The organism is Coprococcus sp. ART55/1, from assembly GCF_000210595.1.
GTDB classification, from domain to species: domain Bacteria; phylum Bacillota; class Clostridia; order Lachnospirales; family Lachnospiraceae; genus Coprococcus; species Coprococcus aceti.
This window is the reverse complement of record NC_021018.1, coordinates 3,099,588-3,116,093: the sequence shown is the minus strand read 5'-3', so window position 1 is coordinate 3,116,093 and position 16,506 is coordinate 3,099,588. Positions and strand designations below refer to the sequence as shown.

Sequence of the window (16,506 nt, the reverse complement as noted above, 5' to 3'; positions counted from 1 at the left end):
GAAGAAATGCAGAGTATAATAAAAGCAAAACAAAGAAATATCAAAATAATACAAATCCCCATGTATTTGTCGTTAGTGGGAATACTCCTTCCGTTTGTGGGGGTAATATTTGATATATATGGTCCAATTATTGATACTGTTTTTAGAGTGGTGCCTGTAGTATGCATATTTATTGGCTTCTTACTTGCTATACTGTGTAATAAAAAAATGAAAGACCTTAGGGTGTTTATAGGACAGAATATTGTGCTCGGGGTTCTCGAGGAGAGAATTCAGGTTATTGATTATTCGCCAAGTGGTTATGTGGATGAATCTTTTTTAAAAAAATGCAGTATTCTTCCAACTTATAATAGAGCAACAGGTTCAGATTATATTCATGGAATATACAGAAATGTAGAATTTACATACAGTGATCTTGAATTGAAAACAGAAAGTCAGGATTATACTGCAAATGAAAACAACCTGAAAACTACTATTACAGAGTTTTCAGGACAGTTTATGACAATGGCGTTGAGTAAAAGCGTGAATGGATTTGTACAGATAATGGGCAAGAGTAATTCTGGGAAAATGAGGCAAAATAGAAAGGCCGTATACATAGATGAAAAAAACAATATATCAAGCTACTTGAAAACGGGAGATCGCGTATTTGATGACCGGTTTGAGGTTAATGCATCGGGGGATGACCTTGCGTATTCTATTTTGACCCCTCAGTTTATTTCAGGCTTGAAGAAAATGGGAAAACGTACAAGAGTTCAACTTTCTGGAAATATGGGCGTGATTGCCTGCTACAACGAGAAAAATTCATTTGAATTAATTGGAGAAATTAAAGATAATAGCGATATCGAATTATACAGGAAAAAGTTTAGAAAAGAATTATCAGATATTTTAGCGATCCTTGATATAATGATTGATTGTTGCTAAGGGATGATTCGGAATTTAATGTATTATAGAAAACTAGTAAAAGAATCTGTTACACTTATATTTGAAAACAGTCCGAGAGAGTTGAAGGAGAAGCAATTTTTTAATACATATGTCCATATTGGGAAAACAAAATGCAATACCGGATTGGGGTTGGATATGCTTCAGGAATAGTATATCATCTCGTTTGACGAATTTGAGGAAAGTTACTATTCTAAAGGTGAAAAGAAAAAGAAGGAGAATAGACGCTTTATGGAGAATGAATGCAATATAGAGAATAAGATCAGAATGAATTACCGGCATCTCACACAACTTCTTATCTCCCGACACCTAACCATAACCACCATGGAATCTGCCACCTCAGGGCAGATTGCATCCCTCATCACCGACACGGAAGGTTCCTCTGCAGTGCTGAAAGGTGCATTTATCACCTACTGCAATGAGGCGAAGATCATGCAGGGGGTTCCCGCAGAGATCATAGACAAGTATACAGTCTATTCAAAGGAAACTGCAGGTTCAATGGCGCAGGCGTGCAGGAAGGCGTATAATGCGAATATAGGGATCGGCGTGACTGGAACCATGGGAAATGTGGATCCGGCAAATCCAGACGCTTCGATTCCGGGACAGGTATACTTTGCCATAGATATAGATGGTGATGTGGAAGAGTATTATGTGGAGCTCCCGCCTCAGCAGACAAGACTTGCATATAAGCTGGCGGTGGCGGAGGAGATATATGAGGAGCTTATTAAGAGGCTGGACTGATAGGACGATTGTCAAAGGATGTATAAATGTTATATCTCATATCCGACATCCACGGAGATGTCATGTCATTCAGAAAAAATGTTGAAAAAGATAAGCTTTGATCCAGCCGTGGACCACATGATAGTCATGGGTGACATATTCGACTGGAACGATGAGGGGATTTCTCTTCTTGAATTTATGTCGGATTATCTTGTGGATGGTTCCATGCAGCTCATAAAGGGTAACCATGAACTGTTTGCCCAGATGTACATAGAGGGAAACATGTCAGAGAGACAGTGGATCATATTCGGCGGTGGTGGAACAGTCAGAGATATCAAGAGGCTCAATGTGGATGAACAGATGAAGCTGCACGGATATCTGGCTCATCTGCCACATTACACAGAGATACATTCGCCAAAGTACGGAGTTTGTGTTGTCACCCATCCGGGCATTCATTGTGGCTCGTATGTCAGAAATGCTGATAGAACGATCAATATCACTGAATCTATAACGAATGCCGTGGGAAGAGATGAATACAGGTTTCTCATATCGCCGGATATCCACAATGTTCCGTTTTCGGATAAGAAGGCATTTGACAGGTATGTGTTCTGCGGACATGTGACGACGAACAGACTCAATGAAGATCATTCATATAACGCTTATGTGACATCATACTATACGGATCTCGACTGCGGAAATGGAGAGAGAAACAGGGGCGGAAAGCTGGCGTGCTATTGCGTGGACGACGACAGTATTTTTTATATATGAGATTTTTTTAAAATTAGGGGTTGATTTTTGAAAGAATATAGAGTATTTTATATTCAACAATTAAATGATACGAAATGGACAAAGGTGTTCTCAAGAAGGAGGACACCTTTCTCTTTTTTGAGGATACGTTAAGGATTCATTTTTAATCAAGAAAAGGAGTAGTAATTATGATGAACAAAATTTCGGCCGTATTTGGCTCACACGTATTCTCAGATCAGGTCATGAGAGAGAGACTTCCAAAAGCAGTTTACAAGTCACTCAAGGCGACTATTGACAAGGGCGAGCCTCTCGATACATCAATCGCAGATTCAGTTGCAGCAGCCATGAAGGAATGGGCAATGGAGCTTGGCGCAACACATTATACACATTGGTTCCAGCCACTTACAGAGACAACAGCAGAAAAGCACGACTCATTCGTAAGCACAGTCGGTGATGGCGGCGTTATCCTTCAGTTCACAGGCAAGGAGCTCATCAAGTCAGAGCCGGATGCTTCATCATTCCCTTCAGGCGGTCTTCGTGAGACATGTGCTGCAAGAGGATATACAGCATGGGATTGTACATCACCAGCATTTGTAAAGACAACAGATGAGGGAACATGTATCCTCTGTATCCCGGCAGCATTCACATCATATACAGGAGAGTCACTTGACTACAAGACACCTCTTCTCCGTTCAATGGATGCCATCAGCAAGGAAGCCCTTAAGGCTCTTGCAATGTTCGGCAACACAACAGCCAAGAAGGTTACTTCATCAGTTGGTCCTGAGCAGGAGTACTTCCTGATAGATAAGAAGAAATTTGCAAAGAGAACAGATCTTAAGCTCTGCGGACGTACACTTTTCGGAGCAATGCCTCCAAAGGGACAGGAGCTTGATGATCAGTATTTCGCAGCGATCAAGGATAAGATCGCATCATACATGACAGAGTTGAACGAGGAGCTGTGGAAATACGGCATCCTTGCAAAGACACAGCACAATGAGGTTGCACCTGCACAGCATGAGCTTGCACCAATCTTCTCAACAACCAACATCGCCACAGATCAGAACCATCTGGTTATGGCAACCATGAAGAAGATCGCTGCAAAGCATGACCTTGAGTGCGTACTCCATGAGAAGCCATTTGCCGGTGTAAATGGTTCAGGTAAGCACAACAACTGGTCGATCTCAACAGACGAGGGCGAGAACCTCATCGATCCAGGCAAGCATCCTGAGACAAATCTCCAGTTCCAGTTCTTCTTGGCAGCAGTTCTGGCAGCAGTAGACAACAACGCTGAGCTCCTGAGACTTTCAGCATCATCAGCAGGAAACGATCACAGACTTGGAGCTAACGAGGCACCTCCAGCAATCATCTCAGCATTCCTTGGAGAGCAGCTCCAGTCGATCGTTGAGCAGATCATCGAGAAGGGTGAGGCTACAGAGTCCCCAAAGGGCAAGACATATGTATCAGGTGCATCAACACTTCCTACATTTACAATGGATGCCACAGATAGAAACAGAACATCACCATTTGCATTCACAGGTAACAAGTTCGAGTTCAGAATGGTTGGTTCAACACAGTCCATCGCATTCCCAATGATGGTACTTAATACAATAGTTGCAGATCAGATCAAGAAGATGACAGATGAACTTGAGGGCGCTGACGATTTCGAGACAGCCTGCAAGGCACTCATCAGAAGAGAACTCACAGCACATCAGAGAATCATCTTCAATGGCAATGGTTACTCAGATGAGTGGGTTGAGGAGGCAGCAAAGCGTGGTCTTCCAAATATCAAGTGCATGGTTGATGCTGTTCCTTATCTTGCAGCAGATAAGAGCGTTAAGATCTTCGAGAACCTTGGAGTTATGGATAAGGCAGAGCTTGAGGCGAGAGCTGATGTAATGCTTGAGAACTATGCAAAGAAGATCAACATCGAGGCACTCACTATGATAGAGATGTCTAATGAGGAGATCATTCCTGCAGTTATGGAATATCAGGCAGAGCTTGCAAAGGGTGCAGCTGAGATCAAGGCTCTCGGAATTGATCCTACAGTTCAGGTATCACTTCTGAACACTATCTCAGAGAAGCTCACAGAGCTCAAGAGCGCTACAGTAGCCCTTGAGGAGCTGGTTGCAAAGGCATCAGATTACGAGGGAGATACAGAGGCCTGGGCTAAGTATTTCCACAACACAGTATTTGCAGCATTTGACACAGTGAGAAAGCCTGCTGATGAACTTGAGAAGGAACTTCCAAAGACAGCTTGGCCATTCCCAACATACGAGCAGCTGTTATTCGAGCAGTAAAACATAGATTGAGTTTGCTAATCCTACTAAATTCTATATAAAATAGCTTAGAGGCATCCTGTCTGCGGTATCGCAGGCGGGGTGCTTTTTGCGCGTTAAAATCCCGTCAAGCGCGCACATGCGAGAGCTTGCTCGCGGCATGTAGCGCATTTGACGGGATGACGCGACATGAACACGAAGGCCGACAGGCCGGAGTGTGAATGCCGCGCAGAATTGCGGGAGCACGAAGTGCGGAGCAATACTGGAATAACGCGCAAAGCGCGAGAGAAGTGCGAAGCAATTCTGGAATAACGCGCAATGCGTGTGGAGGGGGGCAAGTGCGAAGTGGAGGAGCAGGCACCTCCGTCCCCACTTGCCCCTCTCCACAAATTCTGCTATTATATACAGATGTGTTGTGATGTATTTTTGCACCGGCCACGGCATAAACAGGATCATGTGTGTGGCGGATGCTGAAAGAATAGGAGCATAATTGAAGAATTTATATATAGCAGAGAAGCCCAGCGTGGCGAGGCAGTTTGCCGACGTGCTGGGGGTGAAGGGCAATGCGGGAAATGGTTACCTGGAGTCGGATACAGCGGTTGTCACATGGTGTGTCGGACATCTGGTCACCATGAGCTACCCAGAGGTCTACGATCCGAATCTTAAGAAGTGGAGCCTTTCAACTATTCCATTTATTCCAACTGAATACAAATATGAAGTTCTTCCTGACACAAAGAAACAGTTCAATATCGTTGCGGGATTGCTTACCCGCGATGACATAGGCTGTATCTATGTGGCAACGGATTCAGGACGAGAGGGAGAATACATATACAGGCTTGTGGATTCAATGGCTCACGTAACCGGCAAGGAGAAACGCCGTGTGTGGATCGATTCACAGACCGAGGAGGAGATCCTCAGGGGAATCCGTGAGGCGAAGCCGCTCTCAGAGTACGACAGTCTCAGCGACGCAGCGTACCTTAGGGCCCAGGAGGACTACCTTATGGGTATCAACTTTTCAAGGGTGCTGTCGCTGAAGTTTTCAAATGTAGTCCAGAGGTATCTCGGCATGGACAGATGTGTCATAGCCGTGGGCCGTGTCATGACCTGTGTCCTCGGTATAATAGTGAAGAGAGAGCGTGAGATCAGGGAGTTTGTAAAGACTCCGTTCTACAGACTCGTTGCAAATGTGGGCGAGGAAGGACAGACATTTGATGCAGAATGGAAGGCAGTGAAGGGCACAAAGTATTTCGAGTCGCCTCTTCTGTATAAGGAGAATGGATTTAAAGAGAGACCCGCAGCGGAGCAGCTTCTGGCGGAGCTGAAGGCAGGGGAGCCCGAGGCTGTGGCCCAGGCTGTGGAGCGCAAGAAAGAGAAGAAACAGCCTCCGATGCTGTACAATCTGGCGGAGCTTCAGAATGACTGTTCATCATTTTTCAAGATCAGTCCGTCCGATACCCTCAAGATAGTCCAGGAGCTCTACGAGAAGAAGCTGGTAACCTATCCGAGAACAGATGCCAGAGTGCTGTCAACGGCCGTGGCAAAGGAGATAGGACGGAACATATCGGGACTTAAGAATTTCCAGCCTGTGGCAGAATTTGCACAGGGGGCCATGGAGAGCGGCACATATAAGGGAATCGCAAAGACGAAATATGTGAACGATAAGCAGATTACCGACCACTACGCCATCATACCTACCGGACAGGGCTTTGGAGCACTTAGAAGTCTGGCACCTACAGCTCTCAAGGTATATGAGATCATATGCAGGAGATTCCTCAGCATATTTTACCCTGCTGCGGAATACCAGAAGGTTGCAATGACACTCTCCAAGAACGGAGAGAAGTTGTTTGCCAACTTCAAATATTTGATAAACGATGGCTATCTTAAGGTGGCGGCCAACAGCTTTTCCAAGAAGAAGGACGATGTGAAGTACAGCCCTGAATTCATAGCAAGGCTTGCGAAGATAAAGAAGGGTGACAAGCTGAGCGTCCAGGGAATCGACATAAAGGAGGGTGAGACATCCCCACCTAAGAGATACAACTCAGGATCACTGATCCTGACCATGGAGAATGCAGGACAGTTCATAGAGGATGAGGCGCTCAGAGAGCAGATCAAGGGAGCTGGAATCGGAACAAGTGCCACAAGAGACGGGATCATCACCAAGCTGGAGAAGAACAAATATATATCGCTGAACAAGAAGACACAGATAGTGACCCCGACATTCCTTGGGGAGATAATATACGATATAGTATATTATTCCATCAACGGTCTGCTGAGAGCGGACCTGACGGCGAGCTGGGAAAAGGGGCTTGAGGGTGTCGCTGAAGGTCAGATATCCAAGCAGGAATACACGGATAAGATGACTACATTTGTCACCAAATACACAAACCTTGTGAAGCAGATACAGAACCAGAATGGAATAACAGGGGTATTCGACAAAACGAAGGTGTTCTACGCCAAGGGCGGAGGTGCCCAGAAGAAGGAGACAAGAGCCACAGCCAGAACAGGCGCAAAGGCGGAGAAGAATGCGGATACACAGTGATTGCACATACTGATTCAAAGGTGTATAACATAGTATGTATCAGTTATATGTGATAGAAAAGGAGACTATTATTATGGAAGATATACAGTCAGTTGTAACAATAAAGGAGCTCTACAGCCTGGATCAGACCATGGCAAAGCCTCTTCTTGAGAAGCTTACCTATCCATGGGAGGCGCTTCCACTTATCAAGGATTTCGTGCTTGAGCTTGGAAAGAGTCTGGACAAGGATGAGTACAATGAGGTGGATGAGCATGTGTGGATCCACAAGAGCTGTAAGGTGTATGGAACAGCAACCATCCTTGGACCGACAATCATAGGTGCAGGCACAGAGGTTCGCCCGGGTGCGTTCATCAGAGGAAGCGTACTGGTCGGAGAGAATTGTGTGATAGGTAATTCAACAGAGCTCAAGAATGTCATCATATTCAATAACGTTCAGGTTCCTCATTACAACTATGTGGGAGATTCAGTCCTCGGCTTCAAGTCACATATGGGTGCCGGAAGCATCACGTCCAATGTGAAGTCTGACAAGACTCTGGTTCACGTTAAGGGAAATGTGGACGGACAGAGCTTTGACATTGCAACAGGACTTAAGAAGTTTGGTGCAATGCTCGGAGATAATGTTGAGGTTGGCTGCAACAGCGTCCTCAATCCTGGAACCGTAATAGGAAGATTCAGCAACATCTATCCTGTATCAAGAGTCAGGGGATATGTGCCGGGAGGCAGTATTTTCAAGGATAAGGATAACATAGTTGCAAAGCAGTAACGACCGTATAAACGGTGGGATAAATAAAGGACATATGACCGTATATAATACAAGATATATACGGTCATATGTCCTTTTGTTTTGGCAGAAAGCACCCTGACAGCTAGTTTATCACAGCATCCTTCAGGGCGTTTCGTATGGAATCTATGATAAGTCTGGTAGTGTATGTGCTGTCTCCGGAAGGTGTTATATCGTCCACGGAAGATATGTAGTGAAGCTGAGTATTGATATCTTCGAGGGCCGTTTCAAGAAGCGGGTACATGGTGGTCACAGTCTCATCCACCTGTTTGAATGACACGTCTGTGATATAGTCCTCATCCACAGTGACCATGACGGACAGCGTGTTTTCCCCCAGAACAAGTGAAGATGAGTATGTACCCGGTGTGTAGTGTGTTTCATCGGTCTTAGGAGACGGATCAGTCTGGGCTGAGGTTGCTATGCTCCTGGCTGAATCACTGGTGTCATCTGAATCTTTGCCGCGGAACATGGTGATAAGTATAATGACAAATACGATCACAAGTGCCAGCAGTATGGCGGTGTATATGAGTTCTTTTGTATTTTAATACTATAAGTTTAGTTGATGACATTATTTGCTCTCCCTGTTTTTTATATATTTTATTCACAAGAGAGCGATTTTATGAGAAAATTATTAGCAGATGAAAAAACAGAATGTATAACAGTATATTGAGGTGTAAGGAGAATACAGATGGCAATACAGTTTGTACTGGGACCTGCCGGTTCAGGAAAAACAGAATATGTGATAAAGAAGCTGATAGAGGAGTCGATGGCTCACGGAGACCTGAATTATCTGTATGTGGTTCCGGAGCAGTTCTCCATGGAGGCGCAGAGAGATATAGTGACCATGCATCCGAGACATGGAACCATGAACATAGATGCCATAGGCTTCAACAGGCTTGCGTACCGGGTATTCGATGAGCTGTCAGTGAATCCGGGAAGGGTTCTGGAGGACTTTGGAAAGAGCATGCTCATTAAGAAGATACTTATGGAGTCACAGGACGAGCTTCTTGTTTATGGAAGATATATCAACAAGATGGGCTTTATAGACGAGATGAAATCCATGATGTCAGAGCTGTTCCAGTATGCGGTTGACAGGGATTCGATCGACGCAGTCATGGACAAGCTTGATAAGGACAGTCTGGTGTACAGAAAAATGCATGACATCAGGCTCATATACGAGAGATTTGAGGAGTACAACAGGGATGGCAGCTATATAGTTGCGGAGCAGCTCATAGAGCTGCTAGCTGAGTGCGTGGACAGGTCGGATATGCTGGCGCACAGCCATCTGTATCTTGACGGATTCACAGGATTTACACCGGTACAGATGGAGCTTATAAGGAAGCTCATGACCCGTGTTGAGAGCATGACATTTGTATTTACGATAGATGCGTCCCAGATAGGCTTCACAAAGCCGAAGGAGTACGAGCTGTTCAGACTCACCAAGGAGACCGTGCAGGCGCTTGTGAGAATGGCGGGCGATGAGCATGTGGACATACTGGATAATGTCGTTATGTGTCAGAATCGCAGACCGTACAGATTCGAGAAAAGCATGGAGCTTGCCGGGCTTGAGGCAAATCTGTTCAGATACCCACATGGCAGAGTCGCAGGTGATGACGGAGACATACATGTGGTCGCTGTGGACAGGGCAGCAGATGAGGCTGAGTATATAGCGGGAAGGATACGAGAACTTGTCAGGGACAAGGGATACCGCTATAAGGATATAGCCGTGGTTGCGGGTGATCTGCAGGATGTGGCAAGGTATTACCGTCAGGCGATGGATGAGTATGACATTCCTGTGTTCATAGATGCGAATGTATCGCTGAAGGGAGATCCGTGCTCAGACACCATAAGGGCTTTCCTCGGTGTGATGACGGACAACTTCTCATTTGACAGCGTGTTCAGACTGTTAAAGTCAGGAATGACCGGTGTGGATCAGGATGACATTGAGAGGATGGAGAACTATGTGCTTCTCAGAAACCTCAGGGGCTACAGGAGCTGGACAAAGGAGATAACCGATGACAGGAATCCTGACTATGCGGCCGACATGGAGTCCATAAGAGCGCAGATCATGGAGCTTTTCCCAGACAAATGCATCGATGTGTGGAAGCCGACGAGCCCAGGCTCCAAGAACACGGTGAGAACATATACGGAATCTCTTTACAACTTCCTTGCGCAGCTCGATGTGTGCGGTAAACTGGAGAGTCACAAGAAAGTGCTGTATGAACAGGAGAGATGGGATGAGGGAGATGCCTACGGAAGGATATTTGACAAGGTTGTCGCTCTGTTTGAGAAGATGGAGGCTATAATCGGAGATGAGAAACTTACCGTAAAAGAATATGCGGGTATCCTGGATGCCGGCATAGCGGATATGGAGATCGGTATAGTGCCTCCGACTATAGACCGCGTGGTGGTCGGCGATATGACGAGATCAAGGCTCAACCATATAAAGGTGCTGTTCATGGCGGGAGTGAATGAGGGCATAATTCCGAAACCGGCCAAGAAGGGCAGGATACTCTCAGGTGCAGACCGTCAGAGCCTTGAGAACTGCGGTATAGAGCTGGCACCATCAGACAAGACAAATGCGTATATAGAACAGTTCTATATATACACTACGCTCACCAAGGCGTCGGATATGATCTATGTGCTGTACAGAAAGATCGGCGAGGATCTCAAGTCCATGAAGCCGTCATACCTGATAGACAGGATAAAGAATATTTTCCCGGATATACGGACAGAGGAGTACGATGTGGACGGTCAGATGCCGGAGACTGCGGCGGGAGCGCTCAGATACATCATCAGACATTCTGATGACGTTGAAGCCGGGGAGACGCTGGACGCTGTCAGAAAACTGCTTTCGAAGATGGGATATGGCAGACAGCTCAGATCGATTAACTTCGGGCAGAATTATGTTAACTCGTCAAAAAATCTGTCTCCAGATACTGTACGCCTTATATATGGAGAGAATCTGGTGGAGAGTGTGTCCAAGCTTGAGCGGTATGCTGAGTGCCAGTTCAAGTATTTCCTGACATACGGACTTTCGCTCAGAGAGAGGGAGACATACAGGATAGGCGCTGCAAATGTTGGTAATATACTTCACAGCACCATGGAGAAGATATTCTCATTTGTAAGGATGTTCAGGGACAACGACTGGGTACATCTGGACGAGGCGGAGCTGGAACAGAAGGCGGTGAAATTTGCAAATGAATCTGCGGAGGATGAAGCCGGACCGTACTTTGAGGATTCTTCGAGAGCGGCATACATGAAAAAGCTTCTGGCGGATGTTGCGTCAAGGACAGCCAGGACGCTCCGTACATTTATCAGATGTGGGGAGATGGACCCGGAGAATTTTGAGCGGCGGTTCAACACATCGGAAAATGCAGACAACATAGACAGATATATATTCAATCTTCCAAATGGACTCACGATGAGCCTCAAGGGAGTTATAGACAGAATAGATGAATTTACGGATGACAGGGATGCTTATTTCAAGATAATAGATTACAAGTCATCTGATAAGAAGCTGGATATAGACAAGGTGCTCGGAGGACTCCAGATGCAGCTCGTGACATACGGCGCCATAGCCTGCGAGCTTGAAAAGCGCAGGATGGCACAGCTTGGAAGACCTGGTGGTATACATGTGGGCGGACTTCTGTATTATACCTTTGACAATCCGGCATGTGACGTGACGGCAATGGGAGATAAGATCAGATACACCGATGACGGCATGGGATTTGCGGCCGATGACGAGGTGTTCGGGGGAGTGCTTGTGGACACCTTCGAGAAGAAGATACTTGAGGAGTCCAGATATTCAGGCCTGTACAATGGAGATAACAGGGCGCTGAAGGTCATGGACAACAGCTCAGCGACACTCAAGAACGGACAGAGACTTGAGGAGACTCTTATAACAGATCTCATGGAGGCGAACCGCAGGAACATAGAGAGGCTTGCCGGCAGTATAGCTGAGGGAAGCATCGAGATAAATCCGGTCAATGAGGGCAAGGCAAATGCGTGCAAATACTGTGATTTTAAGGGCATATGTGCATTTGACAGCAAGTATTCAGGCAATTCATACTCCAGGATCTATAGGGGCGAGGCGGAAAATTACAGCCGCAAAGCTGAGGATATAAAGAATATCAAGACTGAATACAAGAAGGTCAGGGGTGATATGGAGAAGGCCGTTAAGTCATGTGACAGCGCCCGGAAAAAGTATGAGGATGCAAAGAAGAAGGTAGATGACCGCGGCGATAAGGCAACACAGAAGATGAGGGATACTCTCGAGAGCACCGGCAGGAAGCTTGCGGAGGAGAGGGTGCATCTTGAGGAGCTGAGGGAACTGTCTGAACAGATAGTGAAGAGAGCTGCTGAGTTCGATATAGAGATAAGTGAGGAATGATGACATGGGAAAAGATATGAAGACTGACAATGGAATAAAGTGGACAGACCAGCAGGCGCATGTCATCGACACAAGGCATGGCAATCTTCTTGTATCTGCAGCAGCGGGATCAGGTAAGACGGCGGTGCTCGTGGAGCGTATCATAGAGATGGTGGCCGGAAGAAATTCGCGTGGTGACAGAATAGAGGGAAGCGAGCCGGTATCTGTGGATGAGCTTCTTGTCGTTACATTTACAAATGCGGCAGCGGCCCAGATGAAGGAGAAGATAGGACAGGCACTGCAGAAAAAGATAGATGAGATGATGGCGAAGGGCGAATATGACGAGCATCTTATAAAGCAGATGACATTGATCAACCATGCTGACATCTGCACCATAGACAGCTTTTGCCTTAGGATAGTGAAGGAATACTTTGCGAGGGTGGAGCTCGACTGTGCATTTGGCATAGCGGACGACACGGAGATGAAGATCATAAAGCACGACGTGATGGATCAGGTCATGGAGATGTGCTATGAGGATGAATCGGTCGTGCCCGGTTTCGACAGGCTGATAATGACGTTTGCGAGAAATGAGAGTGACAGTGCCGTGCCGGATATCGTTGAGAGGATAATAAAGGTTATATCCAGCTATCCGGAGCCGAAGAAATGGCTTGCGCAGGCGGCGGATGCCATGAAATTTGCCGTGGATACATCATCCACTGAGGAGGAGAAGAGAAGAGAAGTCATGGGGATTCCGATGGTCAGAACATTTGCGGACAGGGTGTACATGATGCTCAGAACTGCGGATGATATGGTCAGGGAGTGCCAGAAATATGCAACGGAGGCGTATGGCCTTGAGGCGTACGGACTCCGTGTGGATAAGGATGTTGAGCTGATAACACACATGCTCAGAAGCTGTGGCGGGGAAGACGACCTGCATGTTGACCTGTTTGAACTCAGAGATATATACAGATCGTCATTGAGACCGGAGGGACTCAAGATGGAGAAGGATGCCCAGGGCCGGAGTATATGCTATGCATTTGACAGATTTGTGAACCCGGGCGGTGGAGCTGACCCGGAGAAGAAGGAATTTGTCAAATCAAGGCGGGATGTGTATAAGTCGATCATAGACGACATAGTTTCGGTCGTCCTGGATGTGGATGACATTCTGAGGCAGGCAGCCATGACTGAGCCAGTGATATCATCACTTTTGAAGCTCACTGAGCTTTATATGGATGAGCTGATGAAGGTCAAGATGGACAAGAATATGTTCGAGTTCCACGACATAGAGGAGTTCGCATTCAGGATACTTTGCGATGGAATAGAGGATGACAGGGCTGTCCCTTCAGAGATTGGAAAGGAAGTCTCAAGGCGGTACAGGGAGATACTTATAGATGAGTATCAGGACAGTAACTTTCTGCAGGAATACATTCTGGCAAGTGTGTCGGGACACGGTGAGGATATCCACAACACATTCATGGTCGGTGATGTTAAGCAGAGCATATACAGATTCAGAATGGCGAGACCGGATCTGTTCATAGAGAAGTATGACAGCTACCGCAGGCTGGGTGATGCTGACATAGCGGACCCGGACATAGATGGCAACAGCATACTGCTGACCAGAAACTTCCGAAGTGAGATAAATGTGTTAAAGACGGTGAACTCAATATTTGCCCAGCTCATGAGGCGAGAGATAGGAGACATAGAGTACGATGAGGGCGCAAAGCTCAATTCCAGATTTGCCATAAGTGACGGAGAAGGGATGGCGGAGCCGGATGACGTGGATCATGGCCCTGTATCAGAGTTCATACTCATAGACAACAATATGAGAGAAGCGGATGTATCTGAGGAGTATGGCAATCCTGAGGTTGAGGCGAATTATATCGCCGGTAAGATACGTGATATTGTGGACGGAAGTGAACCTCTGTATGTTGGAAGTGGTGCTGACAGGAGACCTGTCAGATATAAGGATATCGTCATACTGCTTAGAAGTGTGTCCACAGCATCCACCATATTTGACAGGGTATTTCAGGAGAAGGGCATACCTCTGTATATTGAGAGTGAGAGTGGCTACTTTGATGCTGCTGAGATACGGACACTGGTCAGCATGCTCTCCATAGTTGATAACAGCTACGTGGATTACGACCTGGCTGCTGTCTTAAGGTCGCCACTGGTAGGCCTTGATGAGGAGGAGCTTGCGGTTATAGTGGGTGAATATCGCAGCAGATACGAGAAGAACGGCACGGACTGGAACGCCAGACTTTATGACAAGGTCATAGATTATATGGACACCCATGTGGGCGAGAAAAAACACGCTGTGGACAGACTGTGGGAATTCCTCCGCATGCTTGACTATCTCAAGAAGAATAAAAATTATATGTCCATAAGCGACATAATAAGATACGTGCTGGACACCACCGGATTTTACTGGTTTGTCGGTGCCAGACCGATGGGAAGAAGACGCCAGGCGAATATCGACATGCTCATCAAGAAGGCGGATGATTTCGAGGAGAACAGCAAGGGCGTGTTCAACTTCATCCGATATGTTGATGAGCTCAAGACAAATGATCTGGATTTTGCAGAGGCTGATGTGGTCAGTGAGAATGAGGACGTCGTCCGAGTCATGACCATGCACAAGAGCAAGGGACTGGAGTTCCCTGTTGTATTTGTGTCTGGGCTCGGCAAGGAGTTTAATCTGATGGACACCAGATCAAATGTGCTTGTCCACCAGGATCATTATCTGGCGTGCGACCAGGTCGACCTCAGAACAAGAGCCAGAAGAATGACATTTTTCAAGCGGATAATGAGTAAGAATATCGTTGCGGAGACCTATGCCGAGGAGATGAGAGTCCTGTATGTGGCGTTAACCAGGGCAAAGGAAAAGTTGTACATGACCGGGTGCGTGAAGGATGCAGATAAATTCAAGGCAGCCTGTGATATGTATATAATCGGAGACAGGATGAATTATGCATCTATCATGAAAGCAAATGGCTATGCCGCCTGGATATATACCGCGCTCAGATATGTGGGAGAGTGCGATCATGTGAAGAGCATCGAGGTGGAGGCCGACAGCTTTATGTCTCCTGAGACTGATCAGGATGAAGCAGAAAATATGACAGTGGAAGCCTCTGAAGCGAAGCTCGACAAAGAACTTTATGACCATGTGAAGAACGGACTGGAATTCAGGTATGGCTACAGACATTCGGGGCTTAAGAGCAAGATGTCCATAACCGAGATAAAAAGACTTCAGGCGCACGGTGAGGATGCCATTACACCGGATATCCTAACCAGCAGGGAGTACAGTGCCAGAAGTGAGGTCCCAATCCCAGCATTCATGAGTGAGGAGAGGATAGTCCATGGAAATGAGATAGGAAACATTTATCACAAGATCATGGAGCTTGCAGACTTCTCAGGGAAAACTGTTGCGGATGCGGAGAAGGATGTCGACAGAGTGTTTGAGCTTGGGTTATTTGATGAGCTGTACAGAGAGCGGATAAGACCAAAGAAGATATATAAGATGATACACAGTGAGATAGGACAGCGCATGGCGGCTGCGGGCAAGTCGGACAGACTGTACCGTGAGAGACAGTTCTACATGATGATGGAGCCCGGAGAAATAATGAGCTCACTTAAGGACTGCGGAGACGAGACGATAGTTGTACAGGGAATCATAGATGCCTACTTCGAGGAGGATGGCGGCATAGTTCTTCTGGATTACAAGACAGACAGCGTAAAGGATGCGTCGGAGCTGGTTAAGAGATACCATGTCCAGCTCGACAAATACGCCGATGTGCTTGAACAGCTCACCGGCATGAAGGTTAAGGAGAAGGTCATATATTCATTCTGTCTTGATACAACGGTAAACTTGTAAACCGTACGCTGAATTGATATAATAAGACTGGGTATGCAAAAACGATATAGTGATGAAAGGACATGCGCATGATAATAGCGGAGAATCTTAAGAAGGTGTATGGCGGAGACATTGTATCAGTTGATGATCTCAGTTTCCATATACACAAGGGTGAGATAGTAGGATTTGTTGGACAGAATGGTGCGGGTAAGACAACTACCATCAAGATGCTGACAGGTATACTTATGCCGACGGAGGGCAGAGTAAAGATAAATGGTTTCGATATGA

General features: G+C 46.3%; 10 protein-coding genes. 9 read left to right on the top strand and 1 reads right to left on the bottom strand.

Features of this window, described 5'->3' with window-relative positions:
* The 6 genes from CCU_RS13925 to CCU_RS13900 form a co-directional block, all read left to right on the top strand.
* On the top strand, window positions 1–918 hold a 918-nt coding region (locus CCU_RS13925), incomplete at its 5' end, for a DUF3137 domain-containing protein (protein WP_208896317.1).
* A 249-nt stretch (window positions 919–1,167) separates the two neighbouring features.
* A complete protein-coding gene (locus tag CCU_RS13920; RefSeq protein ID WP_015535091.1) occupies window positions 1,168–1,677 on the top strand; it encodes a CinA family protein in 510 nt (169 codons plus the stop codon).
* Window positions 1,678–1,695: 18 nt separating this feature from the next.
* Complete coding sequence (locus CCU_RS13915) at window positions 1,696–2,424, top strand: metallophosphoesterase (protein WP_015535090.1); 729 nt, start codon at window positions 1,696–1,698, stop codon at window positions 2,422–2,424.
* A 167-nt stretch (window positions 2,425–2,591) separates the two neighbouring features.
* Complete coding sequence (locus tag CCU_RS13910) at window positions 2,592–4,700, top strand: glutamine synthetase III family protein (protein ID WP_015535089.1); 2,109 nt, start codon at window positions 2,592–2,594, stop codon at window positions 4,698–4,700.
* A 469-nt stretch (window positions 4,701–5,169) separates the two neighbouring features.
* Window positions 5,170–7,218 carry a DNA topoisomerase gene (locus CCU_RS13905; protein WP_208896316.1) on the top strand — a complete coding sequence of 683 codons (2,049 nt, stop codon included), beginning with the start codon at window positions 5,170–5,172 and terminating at the stop codon, window positions 7,216–7,218.
* A 73-nt stretch (window positions 7,219–7,291) separates the two neighbouring features.
* The gene (locus tag CCU_RS13900) at window positions 7,292–7,981 is read left to right on the top strand and encodes a hypothetical protein (protein ID WP_015535088.1); all 690 of its coding nucleotides are present in this window, start codon (window positions 7,292–7,294) and stop codon (window positions 7,979–7,981) included.
* A gap of 103 nt (window positions 7,982–8,084) precedes the next feature.
* Here CCU_RS13900 and CCU_RS13895 read toward each other — a convergent pair whose 3' ends face one another.
* A complete protein-coding gene (locus CCU_RS13895; protein WP_243440910.1) occupies window positions 8,085–8,498 on the bottom strand; it encodes a hypothetical protein in 414 nt (137 codons plus the stop codon).
* Window positions 8,499–8,687: 189 nt separating this feature from the next.
* Here CCU_RS13895 and CCU_RS13890 point away from each other — a divergent pair, with 189 nt between their 5' ends.
* From CCU_RS13890 to CCU_RS13880, 3 genes are all read left to right on the top strand, one after another.
* Complete coding sequence (locus CCU_RS13890; RefSeq protein WP_015535087.1) at window positions 8,688–12,392, top strand: PD-(D/E)XK nuclease family protein; 3,705 nt, start codon at window positions 8,688–8,690, stop codon at window positions 12,390–12,392.
* 4 nt (window positions 12,393–12,396) lie between these two features.
* Window positions 12,397–16,239, top strand: coding sequence for a helicase-exonuclease AddAB subunit AddA (addA, locus tag CCU_RS13885; RefSeq protein WP_015535086.1), 3,843 nt, complete (start codon window positions 12,397–12,399; stop codon window positions 16,237–16,239).
* A 68-nt stretch (window positions 16,240–16,307) separates the two neighbouring features.
* Window positions 16,308–16,506, top strand: a 199-nt coding sequence (locus CCU_RS13880) for an ATP-binding cassette domain-containing protein (protein WP_208896315.1), incomplete at its 3' end; no start/stop codon positions are given.